The organism is Limosilactobacillus reuteri (assembly GCF_013694365.1).
GTDB classification, from domain to species: Bacteria; Bacillota; Bacilli; order Lactobacillales; family Lactobacillaceae; genus Limosilactobacillus; species Limosilactobacillus reuteri_E.
The window spans coordinates 1,722,587-1,745,428 of sequence record NZ_CP059275.1; the positions used below are offsets into that span (position 1 = coordinate 1,722,587).

The window sequence follows — 22,842 nt, forward strand, 5'->3', positions numbered from 1 at the left end:
GGATATGACTAAAGAGGAAATTTTTAATACTGTAAAAACTATTACTGTTGATGAATTAGATGTTGACGAAAATCGTGTAACAATGGATGCACGAATCAAAGATGATCTTGATGCTGATAGTCTTGATGTTTTTGAAATTATGAATGAGCTTGAAGATAAATTTGAGATTGAATTAGATGCCGATGAAGGAATCGAGACTATTAGTGACGTTGTTGATTTCGTAAAGAAACAGTTGGATGAAAAATAATTGCAAAATTTAAGAATTACTAGTACTGCGAGTTATCATCCACCCCTTAAAATTACTAACCAGCAATTATCAACTATTATGAATACTTCAGATGAGTGGATTAAGACGCGGACTGGAATTCATCAACGTTATATCAGCAACACTGAAAATACTTCAGATTTAGCTGTCAATGTTGGTACCCAGTTATTGACTAATGCCAATTTAAAGGCAACTGAACTTGATTTAATCATTATTGCAACGATGTCTCCTGATGCCTATACTCCTTCAACTGCTGCTATTGTTCAAGGAAGATTAGGTGCGAAAAATGCAATTGCGTTTGATATCTCAGCAGCTTGTACTGGTTTTATCTATGCCATTAATACAGCTGAATTAATGTTGAAAAGCTCTCATTGGAAAAATGCAATGGTAATTGGTGCAGAAGTATTATCAAAACTGATTGATTGGCAAGATCGAAGTACTGCCGTATTGTTCGGCGATGGGGCTGGCGGAGTGTTACTTCAAAAGACAACTACAACAACCCCTTTAATTCTCGGCCGTGATCTCCATACATTTGGTGACTTAGGAGATAAAATTATTGCCGGAAAAACAACGCCTAAAACTGGCTTCCCTAAACAACTAACATCCCTTTCACCATTTACGATGGCCGGCCGTGACGTATACCGCTTTGCCACTCATGAAGTACCACGATCAATCACTTCTGCCGTTCAACAAGCTAATTTGAAATTAGACGATATCGATTATTTTTTATTACATCAAGCAAATGAACGGATAATTACCCAAATTGCAAAGAGACTGGCGCAACCAATTACAAAGTTTCCAATGAATATTAGTGAATATGGGAATACAGCTGCCGCTAGTGAACCAATTTTATTGACTCAAGCTATTGCTCATAAATTGATTAAACCAGGTAACATTATTGCAATGAGTGGCTTTGGTGGCGGGTTAAGTACAGGAACAATAATTTTAAACTATTAAATGAGTAAAGATAATGATTACGAAAAAATTAATAAAGGATTAATCAAAGTTTATTCCGGAATTCTATGGATTGAAGAAAATGAATTGCGGAAAAGTACATTCAATGATTTAACAATTAAAGAGATGCATGCAATTGATGCAATTACGATGTATAACCATCAAACAATTTCTCAAGTAGCAGAAAAGCTTCATCTAACTCCAGGAACAATGACTTCAATGGCTGATCGTTTAATTCGAAAAGGATATGTGGAAAGAATTCGTGATAAAGATGATCGCCGCATTGTTCGGTTATGTTTAACCAAAAGAGGCCGGGTACTATATCGTGCGCACCGGGCCTTTCATAACATGATGGTTGAACGTTTTCTTAAAGGAATGAATGATGAAGAAATGAAGGTTGTTAAAAAAGCCTTGCAAAACTTAGAAGATTTTGTGGATGAGCATGCTTAGTTGGCAATAATGAATGCGCAGGAGATTATGGAATTAATTCCTAATCGATATCCGATTTGCTATATCGATTATGTAGATAAATTAGTTCCTGAAGAAAAGATTACCGCAACAAAAAATGTCACAATTAATGAATCATTTTTTCGCGGTCATTTTCCTAATAATCCTGTTATGCCTGGAGTTTTAATTATCGAAACATTGGCCCAAGCTGCTTCAATTTTGATATTAAAATCACCGCATTTTTATAAGAAAACAGCTTATCTTGGCGCAATTCATAAAGCAAGGTTTCGACAAATGGTCCGTCCTGGTGATGTATTAAAACTAAACGTTGTTATGAAAAAAGTTCGATCATCAATGGGGATTGTAGAAACACAAGCGCTTGTGAACGGCAAATTAGCTTGTAGTGCGGAGTTTGTCTTTATCGTTGCTGAACGAGAAGAAAAGATTTAGCGGGAAATAGCTCAGCTTGGTAGAGCACCTGGTTTGGGACCAGGGGGTCGCAGGTTCGAATCCTGTTTTCCCGAATGGAAGCAGATAAATATTTAAAGCTAATTCAAGAGGAGCTTCAGAACCTTCCTGATTATGTTAACGAGTATTATTTAGGGACCAACCATGCAGTCACAACAACCTATCAGTACTTAACTGAAATCCGTCGATTCTTTGATTGGTTACGGTCAAGTGGACTCGTCTCTGTTAATTCTAATAAGGACTTACCAATTGATACACTGGCGAATCTACGGCGTAGCGATGTAATGTTGTATATCGATTATTTGCAGCATACTACCAATGCACAAGGACGGTTAAATTCTCCTACTTCAATCAATCGATCTATTAATGCATTAAGGTCATTGTATAAATTTTTAACAGTTACCGCAGATAACAATAATGGTGAATCTTATTTTGACCGTAATGTAATGCTGAAAATTGACTCCCTTAATGATACAAAAACATTAAATTATCGGGCTCATACGCTGGCTTCACACATGTACCGGGGACAAATGAAGTTTGATTTTATTACTTTCATTGAAAAAGAATACCCTAATAAATGTGATAAAAGAGCTCTCCCCTCTTATAAAGTCAATAAGGAACGAGATATTGCAATTATTGCTCTTATTTTAGGAACAGGCGTCCGGGTATCCGAGGCGGCAAATGTAAACCTTGGTGATTTAAACTTAAAACAATCGCTGCTAGATGTAACAAGAAAAGGTGGTCAGAGGGATTCGGTACCAATTGCTCCTTGGGCTATTACTTATATCCAAACTTACCAAGCGATTCGTACACAACGATACCACGCTTTAAAAAAGGATACTGCTTTCTTCCTAACCGTTTATCACAAGCAAACTCGACGGATGACAGCTAATGCAATTGAAAAAATGGTCAAAAAGTATTCAACCGCATTTGGCCATCCTCTTACTCCCCATAAATTACGGCACACCCTTGCTTCTGAAATGTATGAGGTAACGAAAGATCAAGTATTAGTGGCCCAACAGTTGGGACAAAAAGGAACATCTGCTACCGATTTATATACTCACGTTGACCAGAAACAGCAGCGTGATGCTCTTAAAGAAATTAGTGAAACTTCATATAAAAAAACAAATGAATAATTGGGCTTTATTACCTCACTATTTGGGAAAAAGCAATATGTTTGTCCATTTTGTCATGAGCACTATACTTTTTCTGCAATGCATGCACGGAAGTTAGCTGACAAAGATGGGCAAATCCACTATTATTACTGTCGCAAGGTTTTACAACAATTGCATTAAATGTATAAAAGCGGTAAAAATTGGGCAGTTGTTACACTTTCTACGGCTGCACTGATGTTTGGTGTAACAACTGTAAACGCATCCGCAGACACGAATACTGAAAACAATGATTCTTCTACTGTACAGGTTACAACAGGGGATAATAATATTGCTGTTAAAAGTGTGACACTTGGTAGTGGTCAGGTTAGTGCAGCTAGTGATGCGACTAAAAATTCTGCTAATGCAAATAGTGCTTCTTCTGCCGCTAATACACAAAATTCTAACAGTCAAGTAGCAAGTTCTGCTGCAACAACTTCATCTACAAGTTCAGCATCTTCATCAACTAACACAGATAGTAAAGCAGCTAAAGAAAATACTAATGTAGCCAAAGAGGATGATACACAAAAAGCTGCACCTGCTAACGAATCTTCTGAAGCCAAAAAAGAACCAGCTGCAAAAAATGATGACCAACAATCCGATAAAAAGAATACTGCTGCTAAGTTAAACAAGGATGCTGAAAACGTTGTAAAAAATGCAGGAATTGATCCTAACAGTTTAACTGATGACCAGGTTAAAGCATTAAATAAGATTGACTTCTCAAAAACTGCTAAGTCAGGTACCCAGATGACTTATAATGATTTCCAAAAGATTGCAGATACGTTAATCAAACAAGATGGTCGATATACTGTTCCATTCTTTAAAGCAAGTGAAATCAAAAATATGCCTGCCGCTACAACCAAGGATGCTCAAACAAACATTATTGAACCATTAGATGTTTGGGATTCTTGGCCAGTTCAAGATGTTCGGACAGGACAAGTTGCTAATTGGAATGGTTACCAACTTGTTGTCGCAATGATGGGTGTTCCAGGCCAAAGCGATAATCATATTTACCTTCTATATAATAAGTACGGAGATAACGAATTAAGTCACTGGAAGAATGCTGGCCCAATTTTTGGATATAACGCAACTCCACTTTCTCAAGAATGGTCAGGATCAGCTGTTTTGAATAGTGATAACTCTATCCAATTATTTTATACGAGGGTAGACACATCTGATAATAATACCAACCATCAAAAAATTGCTAGTGCTACTCTTTATCTAACTGATAATAATGGAAATGTATCGCTCGCTCAGGTAGCAAATGATCATATTGTATTTGAAGGTGATGGCTATTACTACCAAACCTATGATCAATGGAAAGCTACTAACAAGGGTGCTGATAATATTGCAATGCGTGATGCTCATGTAATTGAAGATGATAATGGTGATCGGTACCTTGTTTTTGAAGCAAGTACTGGTTTAGAAAACTATCAAGGCGAGAACCAGATTTATAACTGGTTAAATTATGGCGGAGATGACGCCTTTAATATCAAGAGCTTATTTAGAATTCTTTCCAACGATGATATTAAAAGTCGGGCTACTTGGGCTAATGCAGCTATCGGTATCCTCAAACTAAACAACGACGAAAAGAATCCTAAAGTGGCAGAATTATACTCACCATTAATTTCTGCACCAATGGTAAGTGATGAAATTGAACGGCCAAATGTAGTTAAATTAGGAAATAAATATTACTTGTTTGCCGCTACCCGTTTAAATCGAGGAAGTAATGATGATGCATGGATGAATGCCAATTATACGGTTGGTGATAATGTAGCAATGGTTGGATATGTTGCTGATAGTCTAACTGGACCTTATAAGCCATTAAATGATTCTGGAGTAGTCTTAACTGCTTCTGTTCCTGCAAACTGGCGAACAGCAACTTATTCATACTATGCTGTTCCTGTTGCTGGCAAAGGCGATCAATTGTTAGTTACTTCATATATGACTAATCGAAATGGAGTAGCGGGTAAAGGAATGGATTCAACCTGGGCACCGAGTTTCTTACTACAAATTAACCCGGATAACACAACTACTGTTTTAGCTAAAATGACTAATCAAGGGGATTGGATTTGGGATGATTCAAGTGAAAATCTTGATATGATTGGTGATCTAGATTCTGCTGCCTTACCTGGTGAACGTGATAAGCCTGTTGATTGGGACTTAATTGGTTATGGATTAAAGCCGCATGATCCTGCTACACCAAAGAATCCTGAAACGCCAACTACTCCAGAGACTCCAGAAACACCTGAGACGCCTAATACTCCAGAAACACCAAAGACTCCAGAAAATCCTGGGACACCTCAAACCCCAGAGACACCTAACACTCCAGAAGTGCCTTTAACTCCAGAAAATCCTAAGCAACCTGAAACCCAAACCAATAGTCGTTTGCCACAAACTGGAAATAACGCTAATAAAGCCGTAATTGGCCTAGGTATGGGAACATTGCTTAGTATGTTTGGCCTTGCAGGAATTAATAAGCGTCGATTTAACTAAATGTTATATAATGCAGCATTAGTTTTAGAAGGTGGCGCATTCCGTGGACAATATACTGCCGGAATTGTTGATACATTTCTCGCTCACCATATTGAATTTCGAAGTGTAATTGGCGTTTCTGCTGGTTCGCTTTGTGGAGTTAATTTCGTCTCTAAGCAATACGGACGCGCTGCCAATATTAATATTGATCATCGGCACGATCGCCAATATATCTCGATGGCTCGCGTATTTAAAAAGCAAATAATTAATCTTGATTATCTTTTTGAAGATCACGGATATTCTTGGCAGAATTTTAATGAAGCTGCATATCGACGGTCAGCATCTCATTTCACAGCAGTTGCTACTTCTGTGAAAACAGGAAAAACAGTTTTATTTACGGATCCTGTTGGTGAGGAGCTAACCAATGCCCTCAAAGCTTCCTCATCAATGCCATTTCTTTCAGATCCACAGGAAACTTCTCAAGGGCCTTGCCTTGATGGTGGGATCACAGATTCAATTCCATTTGATATTGCACAACGACAAGGCTATGACAAGATTGTTGTTGTACGGACCAGGGATATTAACTACCGAAAGAAGCCATCTAGTTCTGCTGTAAAGAAGTTGTACGACATGGTATATAAAGATTATCCCGAATTTGCTAAAGCGGGGATTGATCGTCCCCTTCTCTACAACCAACAGACTGCTGAAATTAATCGTTTGTCTTGTGAAGGAAAGATCTTTAATATTGCTCCCTCTAAACCAATTAAAATTAAGCGGATTGAAGGAAATATTAAGAAAATTCGAGCACTTTATGAAACTGGGCGGAAAGAAGGAGAGGAAATCGTCCCTGCTTTAGTTGATTACCTCGCAAATTAAATGTCAACTAAAAAACGAGTTTATATTCCCAAAAATAAAACTAATGGTCAAATCAAGGGTAAACGGAAAATATGGGTAGAAAATGTTAAATTCTTGACTCTCGAAGAATATGATCAGTTACGTGAGACAATTAAGCTGCATTCGCGTCCTGAATTGGTTAACCGAAACCTATTACTAATTGCAATTGCCCTTAATAACGGATTGCGAGCATCAGACGTTGTAACGTTAAGGGTTGGTCATGTTCTAAATAAAACTAAAACCCGTGTTATTGAGCAAAAAACAGGTAAGGCTAAAACGCTCTTTTGGAATAATTGTCTTGCCGAAATTATTGATTATCTTAATGACTTGAATTATAAAGACGAGAATGATTATCTTTTCCCTGGGAAACAAGAAGGTCATTTTTCAGTACATGGCTTTTACGAAATGTTGCAACGAATGGCTAGAAAAACGGAAAATAATAAAATCGTTGCTAAAATTGGAACACACTCTTTTAGAAAAACTTTTGGTCGACAACTCTATAAGAAAGGTGTTAACGTTGAAATCATTTCGCAGTTATTTAATCACTCCTCTGAACGAAATACGCGCCACTATCTAGGGATTGAACAAGAAGACCTTGATAAAGTTGTTCAAAATTTCAAATTTGAATAGATTAGACGCGGTTTGTAAAATTAAGTTAGAAAAATAAAAAGCCATTTGTGGTAGACTTTTGAATACCCATACATCAAAAGAAAGGACACCACAAATGACCTACCATCATCTTACCATAGACGAACTAACGATAATTGGAGCAGTACAAGGAATAATTCCGATTAACACGGCCACAAGTAGACCAATGGGACAACTTTTTAAGGCACTAACCCACTAAAACTGTATATTTAAAGGCTACCTATGAAAACTTGACAGATACAAATTTATGAGTCAAGAAAAGTCCACGGGGGCTGGATTACCTACTCTATCAAAGAGTACTATCTGGATGATCAACTTTGGATTCCTTGGTGTTCAGACAGCTTTTACTCTGCAGAGTTCTCAAATGAGTCGGATTTTCCAAACTATTGGTGCCGACCCTAACAACCTTGGCTGGTTCTTCATCTTACCACCATTAGCTGGTTTGATTGTTCAACCAATCATTGGTTATTATTCAGACCGTACATGGGCACCAAAATTAGGTGGTCGGCGGTTACCATACTTACTACTGGGAATGATTGTAGCTGTTATCGTTATGATTTTGCTTCCTAATTCAGGAAGTTTCGGTTTCGGGTATGGTTCGCTCGCTGCCCTTTGGTTCGGTGCAATTACTGTTGCTTTACTTGACCTTTCATCAAATGTGGCAATGCAGCCATTTAAGATGATGGTTGGTGATATGGTTAACGATGACCAAAAGAGTTATGCCTATGGGATTCAAAGTTTCTTATCTAACACAGGTGCTGTGTTAGCTGCCGTTTTCCCATTCATTTTAACTGCTTGGTTTGGGGTTCGTAACACTGCAAAACGAGGCGTTGTTCCAGATTCAGTTATTATCGCCTTCTACGTTGGGGCAGCCTTGTTAGTTGTTACTAGTTTATTTACAGTTTTCCGGGTTCATGAATATGACCCAGCAACTTACGCAAAGTACCATGGTATTTCTGAAGATGATAACAAAGAGGGTGGAAATTGGTTCACACTCTTAAAGCATGCACCAAAGGCATTCTGGACAGTTACCCTTGTTCAATTCTTCTGCTGGTTTGCATTCCAATACCTCTGGACATACTCAGCTGGGGCTATTGCCAAAAACGTTTGGAATACTGTTGATGCTACCTCTGCTGGTTATCAGGCTGCTGGTAACTGGTACGGTGTACTTGCGGCTGTTCAATCAATCGCTGCTGTTATTTGGTCATACGTTTTAGCTAAGGTGCCAAACAAGTACCACAAGCTTGGTTACGGTGGTAGTTTACTTCTTGGTGCTCTTGGGTTCATTTCAGTGTTCTTTGTTCATGATCAATGGACGTTGATTGTTTCATACACCCTTGTCGGAATTGCTTGGGCTGCGATGAACACTTACCCATTAACAATTGTTACAAACGCATTGACTGGTAAGCACATGGGTACATACCTTGGATTATTCAACGGTTCAATTTGTTTACCACAAATTGTTGCTTCATTATTGAGTTTTGCTTTATTCCCATTATTTGGACACTCACAAGTTCACATGTTTATCCTTGCTGGTATTGTAATGGCTCTTGGTGCTCTTTCAGTTGCCACAATCAAGGAAACTTATGCTGAATAGATGAAACGTACATTTGATATTGCCCCTTGGCATGTTGCTACTCACAAATGGGACCCACAAGACAAGCGTTTACAAGAATCAATGACTAGTTTAGCCAATGAGAATCTTGGTATGCGTGGCTTCTTTGAAGAAGGTTACAGTGGTGACCATATGGAAGGTATTTACCTCGGTGGAGTTTGGTTCCCTGACAAGACTCGTGTTGGTTGGTGGAAGAATGGTTATCCTAAGTACTTTGGTAAGATGATCAACGCTGTCAACTTCATGAAGTTAATCATTAAGGTTAATGGTGAACAACTCGACTTAGCAAAGCAAACACCAAAAGACTTTAAGCTTGATCTTGACATGAAGCGTGGTGTCTTAGAACGGTGTTTTACTGTTGAAATTGGTGGTACTGAAATGTACTTCAATTTTGAACGTTTTGTTAGTGTTACCCAAAAAGAATTAGTTGGTCAACGTCTCCACATTAAGAACCGTGGCGACAGTGATGCTAAGGTTGAAATTACTAGCATGATTGATGCTGATGTATACAACGAAGACGCTAACTACGATGAACAATTCTGGAACGTTTTAGGCAAGTCTGCTGATGGCGAACATGCTGAATTAACTTCTATGACTAAGAAGAATGATTTTGGCACTCCACAATTCATCGTTGGAATGAAGACTACTTCAAAGACTAACCTTGACCACGTGGATGACGGCACTGACGAAAAACACGCTTACAACACATTTGCTGGTACTGTAGCTGCTGGTAAAGAAGTTAACTTTGAAAAGCGCAGTATCGTAATGACTTCTCGTGATTACGACTCCCAAGCAGATATTGAAAAGAACTTGGATGTATTAGGCGATCAACTTGATAATCAAAGTTTTGACGACTTACTCGATCCACATATTAAAGAATGGGCAGATCGTTGGGTTAAGTCTGATGTTGAAATTGAAGGTGACGAAGGAGCTCAACAGGGTATTCGTTTCAACCTCTTCCAACTCTTCTCTACTTATTATGGTCAAGATTACCGTCTTAACATCAGTCCAAAAGGATTCACTGGTGAAAAGTACGGTGGTGCTACTTACTGGGATACTGAAGCTTATTGTATTCCAGTTTACCTTGGGGTTGCAAACCCAGAAGTTGCACGTAACTTATTAATGTACCGTTACAAGCAATTAGATGGTGCCTTTGTTAACGCTAAGGAACAAGGACTTGATGGTGCATTATTCCCAATGGTTACCTTCAACGGTATCGAATGTCACAACGAATGGGAAATTACCTTTGAAGAAATTCACCGTAACGGGGACATTGCCTTTGCCATTTACCTTTACACTAAGTACACTGGCGACAAGTCATACGTTCTTAACGAAGGGGCAGAAGTTCTTACTGAAATTTCTCGTTTCTGGGCTGACCGTGTTCACTACTCCCAAAACAAGAACAAGTACATGCTTCATGCCGTAACTGGTCCTGATGAATACGACAACAACGTAAACAACGACTGGTACACTAACCTTCTTTGTCGCTGGACTCTTCAATACACCCTTGACATCTTAGACCAAGTAGATGAAAAGGTAGCTAAGAAGCTTAATGTTTCAGAAGACGAAAAGCGTAAGTGGAAGGGTATTGTAGACAACATGTACCTTCCTTACGACAAGGAAAAGGACATCTTCCCAGAAAACGATGGCTTCATGGACAAGGACTTGACTCCAGTTTCTGAAATTCCAAGTGACCAATTACCACTTAACCAACACTGGTCATGGGATAAGATCTTACGTTCACCATACGTAAAACAAGGTGACGTTATCCAAGGCCTCTGGGACTTCATCGATGACTTTACTAAGGAAGAAAAGAAGAACAACTTCGACTTCTACGAACAATTTACTGTTCACGAATCAAGTCTTTCTGCTTCAGTTTACTCAATTATCGCTGCTGATATTGGTTACGAAGACAAGGCCGTTGAATTGTATGAACGTTCAGCACGTCTTGACCTTGATAACTACAACAACGATACTTCTGATGGACTTCACATTACTTCAATGACTGGTTCATGGCTTGATATTGTTCAAGGATTTGCTGGTATGCGTGTTCGTGATGGTCAATTACACTATGCACCATTCTTACCTAAGAAGTGGGATTCATACCAATTCCGTCAAATGTTCCGTGGCCGGATCTTGAAGGTTAAGGTTGACAAGCATGGTACTAAGATTGATCTTGTATCAGGTGACCCAATTACCATCGATCTTGACGGTAAGAAGCTTGAATTAAAGTAAATGAAGTTTGAAGATTTGAAAGGTTTTGCATTTGACCTTGACGGTGTTATTGCTGACACTGCTCGTTTTCATGGTCAAGCATGGCACCAATTAGCTGACAAGGTTGGAACTGAATGGACTCCAGAATTGGCTGACGCATTAAAGGGTGTTAGTCGGATGGATTCTTTGGAATTAATCTTGAAGGCTGGCGGCCATGAAAATGACTATACTCAAGAAGAAAAAGAAGCTTTGGCAACTGAAAAGAATGATAACTATATTAAGTTAGTTGAAACTCTAACACCTGCTGATATTCTTCCAGGAATGAAAGACTTCTTAGATGAATTGAAAGCTAACGGTTACCACATTGTATTAGCTTCTGCTTCTAAAAATGCGCCAAAGGTTCTTAAGTATTTGCAATTAACTGATTACTTTGAAGGAATCGTTAATCCAGCAAACTTAAGCCATGGTAAACCAGATCCAGAAATTTACCAAGAAGCAGCTAAATTAATGGATCTTCCAGCTGACCAAGTAGCAGGACTTGAAGATGCCCAAGCCGGAATTGAATCAATTAACCGTGCTGGTGAATTATCAATTGGTTTTGGTGCTGATTTGCAGGATGCTGATGTTAAGTTCGATAAGACTGGTGACGTATCCTTAGCTGCTATTAAAGCGCAAATGAATTAAATGCGTGAAATTATGAAAAGAAAAATCGTTATAATAACAACCATCATTCTAATTAGTTGCTTATGGGTAGTAGTTGCAATTAACTTTAATCGGCCGTCCTTTCAGCCAGTTCAAGATGAAACACAGTCAAGTCAACAACCGCGACCAAAATTTACCGACCAACAAATTGGGGTTTTGGCGGGATTGGCAATATCTCCCGACTGGTTAAAACAAAATATTGCTGCAAATCAACTCGTTTATGGAATTGTTAAGCCCTCTGATACCGTTCCAGCAGGAGTAAATGATTATAGCTATTTAGTAGCCGCTGACGACCAAGATGGAACGGCAATTTTCTTTAAAGTTGAAGGCCAGACTGTGATCATAAAATATACTTCTCAGCGAAATGCAAAATTAAAAACAAAGGACTTAACCTTGGCGCAACTAAGAAAAGAATTCTACCAAACGAGGTCACAAAAAAAGCAAGTAGATAACTATGTAGCAGGATTGCGGACCGAGTAAATGTCAATTTATGGCCCATATGAGCAGATTTTGTCAAATATTCTTTCCCTCACAACTGATCGGATCAAAGAACTAAATCAGCAAACAGTGCAGGATAAGCAACCAAAACTTTATGAACATTTAATTGCTCGGGTGAAGACTTCCGAGAGTATGGCGGAAAAATGCCAACGAAAAGGCTATCCGGTCTCTACTGAATCGGCCTTACGAAAATGTCGCGATGCAGTTGGAATCAGAATTGTTTGTAACTTTATCGATGATATTGACCGTTGCCTTTGCCAATTACGTCAAGCTGACTGGTGTGAGGTTATTAAGGAAAAGGATTATATTACAAATGCAAAGCCAAATGGATATCGGAGCTATCATGTCATTATTGATGAAAAAGTTCCATATCAAGATATCGAAGGAAATAACCCGGGACATTTTTATGTTGAAATTCAGTTACGAACGATTGCAATGGATTCATGGGCAAGTCTTGAACATGAGATGAAATATAAACATAATATTAAAAATCCAGAGCGAATTGGTCGCGAACTTAAACGTTGTGCTGACCAATTAGCATCATGCGACGTTCAAATGCAAACAATCCGGCAATTAATTAATTCTAGTGAGGAAGGCGAATAAATGCGAATCCTTGTAGCAGAAGATGAACAGCAGCTATCTCATGTATTAAGTTCAGCGATGACAGCGAGTGGTTATCAAGTTGATATTGCTAATAATGGCCAAGAAGCCGTTGAGCAGGCGAAAGAAAATGCCTATGATGTCATAATTTTAGACATCATGATGCCTGTTAAATCTGGACTGGAAGCATTAAAGGAAATTAGAGCAACTGGTAATCGAACATATATTATGATGTTAACGGCTATGGGTGAAGAAGATGATAAGGTAACTGGTCTTGATGCCGGTGCTGACGATTATTTAACTAAGCCCTTTTCCTTAAAAGAACTACTTGCTCGTTTGCGCTCCCGTCAACGCCGAGATGATTCTTACCAAGTAGATGTTCTTGAATTTGGTGATTTGACCCTTAACGGTAACGATCAATCGCTTGAAAGCCATAATTCGATTAGTTTAACGAATCGGGAAAATCGTTTACTTCAGTATTTTATTTTGAATGCTAATAAAGAATTATCAGCGAATGAACTTATTAACCACGTTTGGGATGAGAATGAAACCGCTGATCAAGAAGATCTCTGGATTAATATCTGTTATTTACGGCAAAAATTACAGGCAATTCAATCTCAAGTAACAATTAGTGGTGAAAAAACTGGACCGTTTATGATTGCATGCTAGATGATTCAACGTTTTCGCTATAAATTTATTGCAATCTCAACTGCGGCATTATTATTTGTAATTTTGACAATTGTTGGCAGTATTTGCACCCTCACTTACTATCAATCGCACCAAGAAATTGAACGGGTATTGACGATTTTGGTAAATAACGACGGCCAAATTCCCCGAAAAGGGATCCGGACTACTGACAATAGTCAACCTCAATTTTCACGTGAGGGCCTTCATCAATATCGTTATTTTGCTGTACTGGTTGATAATAAAAATCAAGTAACGGAAGTGCAAGATGATCATATTGCAACGGTTACGCCGCAGGATGCCCGAGCAATGACAGACCGTCTTGTAAGAAGAAAAGTGCATAGCGGGCAGTTGCTATATCGAGGGGTAAATTATGCTTATAAGATTCGGAATAAAAACGGCGAGAAAGTAATTGTCTTTCTTGATGAATCACTCCTCATGGCCCGGACACGATCACTAATGCATACAGGGTTGATCTTAGGGATAATTGTTTTAGTTCTGTATACCATTGTTTTAACCCTTTACTCGCGTCGTGCAATTCGGCCAATTATTGAAGCAGAGCAGCGGCAAAAAGAATTTATAACTAATGCTAGTCATGAATTAAAAACGCCATTGACAGTTATTTCAGCGAATAATGAAATGCAAGAGATTATCAATGGTGAGAATGAATGGACAACAAGCACCAAGCAACAGGTTACTCGCCTGACAAAGTTAATTAATAACCTGGTGTCACTTGCACGCATGCAAGAACAACCGACATTAACGATGTTGCCGGTAAATGTAAGTCAAATTGCCGGGGATGTGGCTAGTAGTTTCAAGAGTGTGATTTCAACCGAACAGAAACAATTCAATGTACAGATTGATGAAGGCTTGGTAGCAAACGCTGATGAAAATACACTACGGGAACTGTTGAATATTTTGCTTGATAATGCGAATAAGTATTGTGATCCTCAGGGTGAAATTGATTTTACAGTGTCCTCGTCTAATCATAGTAAAAATATAGTTATTACGATTGCGAATAGCTATAAAGATGGTAAAAGCCTGGATGCTAAAAAATTCTTTAACCGCTTTTATCGGGTTGATGAATCGCATACTCAAGGAAAAAAGGCAGGCTTTGGTATTGGGCTTTCGATGGCTCAATATATCGTTAAACAATTCAAAGGGAAAATTACGGCGAAGTATACAAATGGTAAGTTAGCTTTTATCGTAACGTTAAAAGAAGTAGGAAAGTAAATGAAATTTTGGCGACTTAAGATTGGAATATATGCAGTTGTTTGGAGCCTAATAATTGGTATGCTGACAGCGGCGTATTTAAACTTAGTTAACTGGGTAATTGATTTAGTTTGGCATCAATACCTAGATCCGGCAGTTAGTAGTAAATGGTATCCGTTTTTAGTATGTATTCCATTGGGATTTTTGATTGGTTTCTTGAATGAGCGATGGGGTAATTACCCGTTAACGATTGAACAAGTGCTGACGCAAGTAAGGTTGAAAGGGCAATTAAATTATCATAATTGGTGGAAGTCTTTTATTCTTGGCTTATTGGCCCTCGGAGCAGGAGGGAACATCGGGCCGGAAGCTTCTACAACAGTCTTAACTAGCAGCATGATTAATTGGCTTGGTGACCGTATGCGCTGGGCAACTTCAATGCGCCAGAAAGTTTCTCTTTGGTACGGTAAAATGCAAACGCAAGATTTAGCCCGTGCTCCTAGATTCAGTCAGCTTTTTAAAAATAAATATCAACGAGTCTTTGTTATTTCAGGATTAGTTGGAATTGGAATAGTAGGCGCGGCGATTGTTTTTAAGCTTTTTCCTGAAGAAGGTGTTTTTGGGATGCATCACCGGATCATTAATTGGGAGTGGATCAATTTATTAACGAGTATTCCAACGATTATCATTGGGATTGCTTTTGGGTGGCTGTTTGTTCACTTAGAAAATTGGGCTGCACTGATAATTAATGCAAAAATAAGTAAGATTTGGCAAGGTGGGATTTTTGGGTTAATTTTAGCGATCAGCTCGTTGATTACAAGCGATATCTTATTTTCTGGTGAGTTTAGAATTGTTCCTTTTACCCACGAAGCCTTCAATCATTCAATCATCTTCCTATTAGTTGTAGCACTCGTAAAAGCCGTAATGAGTAATCTGGGTTTTGCAATGGGATGGCGGGGAGGAACTATTTTCCCGGCTATCTTTTCGAGTGTCGCGGTAGGAACTGCCTGTGCGATGATGTTGCCTGGAGACGTACGGATAAATGCAATTGTTGTAATCGCGGCAAGCCTTACCTTTATTTTAGAAAAACCGTTATTAACAATTATCCTGCTGTTATTATTGGTACCGATTGAACTAGCGCCGGTTATAATTGTAGTTGCATTTTTAGTAGGAAGGATTATTAAACTTTTTCCTGCTAGTGAATAGGTGTTTAGCAGAATTGGTCAATTAATATTCGATAATGAAGCTGTTGCAAAGACTTCTGATTTTACAATGGGTCTTGAGATTGAAATGCAACGAGTAGACGAAGATGGCAACCTAAGCCTTGAGCCATATCCGTCAGCGATTGGGGATGAGAAGACTAATCCATGGATTACCAATGATTTTTTAGAAACAATGGCTGAAATGGTAACTCCTTCTGCCCAACATGCTCTTGATGCAATGCATTATTTGTATGTTATCAATAATACATTGCGATCAGCTCTTGCTCCCGGCGAGTTATTATGGCCGTTATCCATGCCCCCACGACTTCCTAAAGATAAGACTAAATTACGGTTAGCTAAAATGGGACCGAAAAAAGAAGCTTATTTGAAGGAATGGGCAAAACGTCATGGGTACTCGCAAGGAACGCCCTGTGGAGCGCATATTAATTTGAGTATTGATCAGCACATTATTGAGCTAGTCCTTAATGCTTTCCCGGAACGCTTTAATAGTAAGCGTGAAGTGCGGAATTATTTATATACTATCTTGGCACAAGGTTTTGTCCGATATCGATGGCTTCTTACGTATCTTTATGGTGCAAGCCCAATTGTTGAAGAAAATTATTTTGAACCGGGAAAAGAGTTGCCTCATCCGATTCGGAGTGTGCGGCAAAGTCAATACGGTTTTGGGACCAAATTTACCGGTGATTTTACTAATCTCGATCGTTACATTGCACGGATTGAAGAAGGAGTTAAAGCAGGGATCTTAACATCGGATTACGAATTTCATGGTCCGGTGAGGTTCAAAGGAAACACGGATTTAAAAAAGTTGCCTGAACATGGAATTGAGTATTTAGAATTACGAATGCTCGATTTAGATCCTAGCAGTTCAGTAGGAGTTCGAACTGGTACACTAAGATTTATTCGTTTATTAGCAAGTTACTTGATCATGCAGCCGCCATTAAAAGAAAACGAAGTAGAAGAAATGTTGGTGACTGCCGATAAAATGAATGAAGTTGTAGCCGAGGAAAATCCCCAAGCAACTTGTAGATATCAGGCCAAAGCTCGTGCTGTCCTCAAAAGTTTAGAGCGGTATGCCAATCAAATCCAACTCGGTCCAGAATATTCCGAAGTTCTGGAAGACTTAGAAGATCGGGTCGAAAATCCGCTAACTACCCCGAGTGCTAAACTCTTAAACTATGTAAAGAATGGTTCACTCACCGAGTATGCGTTGCGTCGTGCCAAACGTTACCAACAAGCGGCACAGGAAACAATCCATCCTTTTAAAGGGTTTGAAGATGGACGAATCTATACTGCTGATGAGCTTCGAAAAGAATTAACATTGTAAATGCATCCACGAATTGCTATTCCTGCAGATACATTAACTGAAGCTACAAACATCATTAACGAGCGAAATGCTGCCTTCGCACCTCGCCCATTAATCGAAGCCATTATCAAGTCAGGAGGATTACCCGTTATTCTTCCTAGTGTTGCTGCTTCACTAGCACCATCCTACCTTGATCTTTTTGATGGGATTATCTTTGCTGGAGGAAGTGATGTCGATCCAACCTTTTTCAACGAAGAGCCGCATCAAAAATTAGGTCCCACATATCTTAAACGAGATCAATTTGAAATTAGTCTTGCTACAGCTGCATTTAATGCTGGAAAACCAATGATGGGGATCTGTCGTGGAATGCAGGTATTAAATGTTGCGCTTGGCGGGACTTTATACCAAGACCTTTCGGAAAATCCCCATCAAACCCTTAAGCATTCCCAAGATGCCCCAGGAAATTTTCCTTCCCACCACGTTAATACAGACAAGGCAAGTCGATTATTTAACTTAGTAGGACCCAGACCATATGTTAATTCACGTCATCATCAATCACTAAATCAGATTGCTGAACCACTTCATGTAACGGCATGGGCTGATGATCAGGTACCAGAAGCCGTGGAAACCATTAACTCTGATCAAATTTTAGCAGTTCAATGGCATCCAGAAAACATGTTTAAACATTACGATTATTCGCGCGCTATTTTTGCTGACTTAATTACTAGAGCGAAAAAAGCGGCTAAATAAATGCTTGAATTAACTAATATTAACTCAACGTTCAACTTAAATAATGAGGTCAAGATTCCCTGTGTGGGATATGGTACATTTAGGACTCCGGCAGATGTAGCTGAACAGGCCGTGAAAGAAGCAATTGAAACTGGTTATCGACACATTGATACTGCGGCTGTTTACGGAAACGAAGAAGCAGTAGGCAAGGGGATTAAGGATTCGGGAATTAAGCGTGAAGACCTTTTTGTGACTAGCAAGTTATGGAATACTAATCGTGGCTATGAACAAACGAAGAAGGCTTTTCAAGAGACGCTTGATCGTTTGCAGATGGATTATTTAGACCTTTACTTAATTCACTGGCCCGCCAATGAAAAGCAGTTTGGAGATGATGCTGCCAAGATTAATGCTGAAACGTGGCGCGCAATGGAAGACCTTTACAATGAAGGTAAAATTCGGGCAATTGGGGTAAGCAATTTTATGCCTCACCATATTGCGGAATTAATGAAAACGGCCAAAGTAGCGCCAGCAGTTGATCAAATTGAGGTTCATCCGGGTTGGCCACATACGGAAGAAATTAAATACTTACAAGCACACAATATCTTAGTTGAGGCATGGGCTCCTTTAGGTGGTCAAGGTGCTAAAGTATTAACTAATCCAACAATGATTCAAATCGCTGATAAGTATCAAAAGACGCCAGCGCAAGTCTGTTTACGTTGGATTCTCCAACAGGGGATTCTTCCATTACCGAAGTCTGTCCATAAAGAACGGATGATAAGTAACCAAAATATATTTGATTTCGAATTAACTGATGAGGATATGCGCAAGATTAATTTATTGCCAAATCTTGGCGGTCAATGTGCTGATCCAGATGAGGTTGATTTTTAAATGAAAAATGCTTATCGCGCTTTTCGCCAATACTCTTGCCAGTTCAGGAAAAATTGGCTTGAATATTTAATATTATTTGGCGGTCTTGATATTTTAAACCAGTTTCTGGTAATTCCATTTTTTCGCTGGATAACTACCTTTGTCCTGCAGGCAGGAGAAATTCCGTTTATTTCATATCAAAATATTGTAATTATTCTGACCCATCATCCATTAGTTGTAGTGATCCTTTTAATTGAATTAATATGCCTAATGGTAATTATCTATGGCGAATTTATGCTCTTGTTGAAGGGCTTTTGTGGAATTGGCTTGCCAGAGTTTAGCTGGCGCCGAATGTTTAGGCAAACAAAAGAAACTTTATCGTTACTAAATTTTGGATCGTTAATTCTATTATTAGGTTACTTTTTACTTATTATTCCATTTGCGGATATCATCTTTCGAACTCCCCTGCTGGCGAAAATTCAAGTTCCTCAGTTTATTGTTGATTATCTTACCCGTAATGCATGGCTTATTGGTGGATTGACCTTGTTCTATCTTTTGATGACAATGATCGGTATTCGTTTAATATTGACAATGCCGTTAATGGCTTATCAACATTTACGGTTAAGAGCTGCTATGTCTCAAAGCTGGCAAATGACAAGTAAGCTAAGATGGTTGAAGTTTTTAATTCAAATTGTGCTGATGACAATAATTGTAGGTAGTATAACGGTTGTTTTTTACCTCATGATTTACATTCTCCAGGTTGTTTTGGATTTATTACCCGGGAAATTATCTTTGATTACTGCTATCTTTAACTTGTCGATCTTACAGCTTGGTGGGGAAGTACTAGCAGTATGGGCAGGAACAATTATCTTACTGGTAGTCGTTAACCCCTTAACTAGCATTAGTGAACTAGCGACAACTCCTGAACATCCATCACGAGGATTGCTAACTTCCTTTATGCTTGTCTTCCTTGTAATCGGCTTGGCGACTCTTGCAAATAATACTTTTTACATGATGGGAACGGGGATTAAACGCCCAATAACTATCTCTCATCGGGGAGTTACTGAAAAAAACGGGGTGCAAAATACTATTCCAGCAATGGAAAAAACAAGTAAACTTAAGCCTGATTATATTGAAATGGATTTGCATGAAACAAAGGATCACCAGTTTGTTGTGATGCACGATGAAAATCTTAAAGACCTAACAGGAGTAAATAAAACACCTCATGAACTAACATTGAAGCAATTAACACGACTAACAGCACGCGAAAATGGCTATCATGCTAAGGTTGCGAGTTTTGATCAATATTTAGCAGCGGCTGAGAAATATCATCAGAAACTTCTGATTGAGATAAAAACAACACCCCATGATTCAAAACAGATGCTCCAGAATTTTAATCGCCGGTATGGGAAAAGGATTTTGCAAGATCATGACCAAGTTCACTCGCTCGATTACAGTGCTGTGACTAAGCTAAAAAATATTAATCCGCGGTTAACAGTTTTGTATATTCAACCCTATAATTTGGGTAATCCCCAGGGAGTTGCTGACGGTTTTTCGATGGAATATTCAACATTAAATCAGGACTTCATTACTCAAGCCCAGTGGCAACATAAACCGGTATATGCATGGACGGTTAATGACACCGATTTAATGAAACAGACTATGTATAACCACGCTAATGGGATAATTACCGATAATTTAGGGGAATTAAATGCGGCAATAAAAGATTTTACTGGAAAGCAGAGTTATGCTAATCGAATTCTAAATTATATTATTGTCGTTCCTACAAGTGGGGGAATTGAACCGTAAATGGAATCTACTTTTCGGTTACGCCGCTCAATTATTGCCGCAATGTTATTAGCATTAACTCTTGTCCTCGGCCGCTTCTTTCTTATCCCTATTCCATGGACACATGGTAACGTCAACTTATGTGATGCTGGTGTATTCATTGCTGCCATGCTTTTAGGACCAGGAGCAGGGACAATTGTTGGTGGCTTTGGCGGAATGTTCCTTGACCTTATTTCCGGCTTCCCCCAAGATGCCTTATTTTCCTTTGCCGCTCATGGTTTAGAAGGATTTATCAGTGGCTGGATTTATAAAAAATATGGCAACACCACCTGGGGCAAATGGACCGCAATCTTGGTCGGAACAATCGTAATGATTGCAATCTACTTTATCTGCAATACCGTTATGTACCATGTAATTACTGGTTTTTTAAGTTTAGGTTCAAACTTTATCCAAGGAATGATCGGTGGAATAGTGGCGTTAATTGTTATTAGGCAATTGAAGAAGCATCACGTTGGATAAATGAAGGTTATTATTGTTGGTTGTACACATGCGGGAACAATTACTGCCACTCAAATTTTACAGAATCATCCAGAAACAGAAGTCACAATTTATGAACGGAATGATAACGTTTCATTCCTCTCATGTGGGATTGCGGTTTACTTGAGCGGTGATGTTGGTGATCCAGATGCGATGTTTTATTCGAGCCCTGAACAACTTGCTGCCATGGGTGCAACAGTTCATATGCAACATAATGTAACTGATATTGACCCTAAGACTAAGACAGTCACAGTGACAGACCTTGTGACAGGCGAAACAAAGACCGACCATTATGATAAGTTAGTTGATACTACTGGTTCTTGGCCAGTAATTCCACCAATTGAAGGTGTAGATGGCCCTCATGTTTATTTGTGCAAGAATTACCATCATGCTAAAGAATTATTTAACGTTGCTAAAGATGCGCAACGAATTGTTGTGATTGGTGGAGGTTATATTGGGGTTGAATTAGTAGAAGCTTACACTCGTCAAAATAAGGACGTTACATTGATTGATGGGTCTCCACGGATGCTTCATAAATACTTTGACCGCGAGTATACGGATCGGATTCAACAGGAATTTGTAGATCACGGCGCCCACTTTGCTTTTGACCAACGCGTAACTGGATTTGAAAACCACAAAAATGGTGTAACCGTTAAGACGGATAAGGGCAACTACGAGGCAGATATTGCTATCCTCTGTGTTGGCTTCCGTCCTAATACTGATCTCTTAAAAGGTAAAGTTAAGATGCATGATAATGGGGCAATCATTACAAACGAATACATGCAATCATCTGATCCAGATATTTACGCTGCCGGAGATTCAACGGCTGTTCACTATAACCCAACTGGCAAGGATGCATACATTCCATTAGCTACTAACGCTATTCGGCAAGGAACAATTGTTGGAACAAATCTCTTTGGTAATACAATGCACGATATGGGAACCCAATCTAGTTCTGGCTTAAACTTATATGGAACAACGATGGTATCATCTGGCTTAACTTTGGAGAATGCCAAAGAAGCGGGCTTTGATGCAGCTGCGGTGACAGTTGAAGACAACTACCGTCCAGAATTTATGCCGACAACAACTCCTGTATTAATGACATTGGTGTGGGATAAGAAGACTCGGCAAATTCTTGGTGGACAGTTTATGAGTAAGCATGATGTTTCTCAATCTGCTAACATTATTTCCTTATGTATCCAGGATAAGCACACGATTGATTATTTAGCATTTGTTGATATGCTTTTCCAACCACACTTTGATCGTCCATTTAACTATGTAAATATTCTTGGCCAAGCGGCGGTAAAGAAACAAGCTGAATTAGAAAAATAAGAGGCTGGGAAAAAACTCTCAGTCCAAAATGAAAGCCGGACGATGAATCAAATCTTGGTTCATCGTCCGGCTTCTTATGTACACAGGAAATCGTTCCTGATATGATGTAATTACCCCTAAAAACAAACTAATAGAAAACTGGAACAACTCGGACTTATGAATATGTCCAAGACGCTCCAGTCAATTCAATGTGATTAAGTTGTCGAACCGCCGTATACGGAACCGTACGTACGGTGGTG

The 22,842-nt window shown here is 39.0% G+C and carries 23 protein-coding genes, 1 tRNA gene and 1 pseudogene; all 25 read left to right on the forward strand.

Annotated features, from left to right (window positions below):
- The first annotated feature begins 4 nt into the window (after positions 1-4).
- Positions 5-247, forward strand: coding sequence for an acyl carrier protein (locus HHK02_RS10020; RefSeq protein ID WP_035160167.1), 243 nt, complete (start codon positions 5-7; stop codon positions 245-247).
- Complete coding sequence (locus HHK02_RS10025) at positions 248-1,222, forward strand: beta-ketoacyl-ACP synthase III (protein WP_181462374.1); 975 nt, start codon at positions 248-250, stop codon at positions 1,220-1,222.
- Positions 1,223-1,669 (forward strand): MarR family winged helix-turn-helix transcriptional regulator, encoded by a 447-nt coding sequence (locus HHK02_RS10030; protein ID WP_078010049.1) that lies wholly within the window; start codon positions 1,223-1,225, stop codon positions 1,667-1,669. It begins immediately after the preceding gene.
- Positions 1,670-2,116, forward strand: a complete 447-nt coding sequence (fabZ, locus tag HHK02_RS10035) for a 3-hydroxyacyl-ACP dehydratase FabZ (RefSeq protein WP_181462375.1) — start codon at positions 1,670-1,672, stop codon at positions 2,114-2,116.
- Positions 2,117-2,190 (forward strand) — tRNA-Pro (locus tag HHK02_RS10040).
- Entirely contained in the window at positions 2,191-3,270 is a 1,080-nt protein-coding gene (xerS, locus tag HHK02_RS10045) for a tyrosine recombinase XerS (protein ID WP_085720132.1), read from the forward strand.
- Positions 3,271-3,429, forward strand: coding sequence for a hypothetical protein (locus tag HHK02_RS10050; protein ID WP_181462376.1), 159 nt, complete (start codon positions 3,271-3,273; stop codon positions 3,427-3,429).
- Positions 3,430-5,781, forward strand: coding sequence for a glycoside hydrolase family 68 protein (locus HHK02_RS10055; RefSeq protein ID WP_181462377.1), 2,352 nt, complete (start codon positions 3,430-3,432; stop codon positions 5,779-5,781).
- Positions 5,782-6,636, forward strand: coding sequence for a patatin family protein (locus HHK02_RS10060; protein ID WP_035160163.1), 855 nt, complete (start codon positions 5,782-5,784; stop codon positions 6,634-6,636).
- Positions 6,637-7,284 (forward strand): site-specific integrase, encoded by a 648-nt coding sequence (locus HHK02_RS10065; protein ID WP_003671859.1) that lies wholly within the window; start codon positions 6,637-6,639, stop codon positions 7,282-7,284.
- 265 nt (positions 7,285-7,549) lie between these two features.
- Positions 7,550-8,899 carry an SLC45 family MFS transporter gene (locus HHK02_RS10070; RefSeq protein WP_003670259.1) on the forward strand — a complete coding sequence of 450 codons (1,350 nt, stop codon included), beginning with the start codon at positions 7,550-7,552 and terminating at the stop codon, positions 8,897-8,899.
- Positions 8,900-11,152 carry a glycoside hydrolase family 65 protein gene (locus HHK02_RS10075; protein ID WP_035159711.1) on the forward strand — a complete coding sequence of 751 codons (2,253 nt, stop codon included), beginning with the start codon at positions 8,900-8,902 and terminating at the stop codon, positions 11,150-11,152.
- Positions 11,153-11,815 (forward strand): beta-phosphoglucomutase, encoded by a 663-nt coding sequence (gene pgmB, locus HHK02_RS10080; RefSeq protein WP_003670263.1) that lies wholly within the window; start codon positions 11,153-11,155, stop codon positions 11,813-11,815. It abuts the gene before it with no gap.
- Complete coding sequence (locus tag HHK02_RS10085) at positions 11,816-12,313, forward strand: Lreu_0056 family protein (protein WP_225431163.1); 498 nt, start codon at positions 11,816-11,818, stop codon at positions 12,311-12,313.
- Positions 12,314-12,934, forward strand: a complete 621-nt coding sequence (locus tag HHK02_RS10090; RefSeq protein ID WP_003670266.1) for a GTP pyrophosphokinase — start codon at positions 12,314-12,316, stop codon at positions 12,932-12,934.
- Positions 12,935-13,600: a response regulator transcription factor gene (locus HHK02_RS10095; protein WP_003670268.1), complete on the forward strand. Its 666-nt coding sequence runs from the start codon at positions 12,935-12,937 to the stop codon at positions 13,598-13,600. It begins immediately after the preceding gene.
- Positions 13,601-14,848, forward strand: a complete 1,248-nt coding sequence (locus HHK02_RS10100; protein ID WP_035159713.1) for a sensor histidine kinase — start codon at positions 13,601-13,603, stop codon at positions 14,846-14,848.
- Complete coding sequence (locus tag HHK02_RS10105; protein WP_013923913.1) at positions 14,849-16,030, forward strand: chloride channel protein; 1,182 nt, start codon at positions 14,849-14,851, stop codon at positions 16,028-16,030.
- Positions 16,031-17,371 (forward strand): glutamate--cysteine ligase, encoded by a 1,341-nt coding sequence (locus tag HHK02_RS10110; protein ID WP_003670274.1) that lies wholly within the window; start codon positions 16,031-16,033, stop codon positions 17,369-17,371. It begins immediately after the preceding gene.
- The gene (locus tag HHK02_RS10115) at positions 17,372-18,100 is read left to right on the forward strand and encodes a gamma-glutamyl-gamma-aminobutyrate hydrolase family protein (RefSeq protein ID WP_035159714.1); all 729 of its coding nucleotides are present in this window, start codon (positions 17,372-17,374) and stop codon (positions 18,098-18,100) included.
- Positions 18,101-18,967: an aldo/keto reductase gene (locus tag HHK02_RS10120; protein ID WP_003670278.1), complete on the forward strand. Its 867-nt coding sequence runs from the start codon at positions 18,101-18,103 to the stop codon at positions 18,965-18,967. It abuts the gene before it with no gap.
- On the forward strand, positions 18,968-20,755 hold the full coding sequence (locus HHK02_RS10125; RefSeq protein WP_003670280.1) for a glycerophosphoryl diester phosphodiesterase membrane domain-containing protein: 1,788 nt from the start codon (positions 18,968-18,970) through the stop codon (positions 20,753-20,755). It abuts the gene before it with no gap.
- Positions 20,756-21,253 (forward strand): ECF transporter S component, encoded by a 498-nt coding sequence (locus tag HHK02_RS10130; protein ID WP_003669591.1) that lies wholly within the window; start codon positions 20,756-20,758, stop codon positions 21,251-21,253.
- Positions 21,254-22,603 carry an FAD-dependent oxidoreductase gene (locus HHK02_RS10135; protein WP_003670283.1) on the forward strand — a complete coding sequence of 450 codons (1,350 nt, stop codon included), beginning with the start codon at positions 21,254-21,256 and terminating at the stop codon, positions 22,601-22,603.
- Between the two features lie 126 nt (positions 22,604-22,729).
- A pseudogene (locus tag HHK02_RS13145) lies at positions 22,730-22,801 on the forward strand (reverse transcriptase); the annotation flags it as partial.
- Between the last annotated feature and the right edge of the window lie 41 nt (positions 22,802-22,842).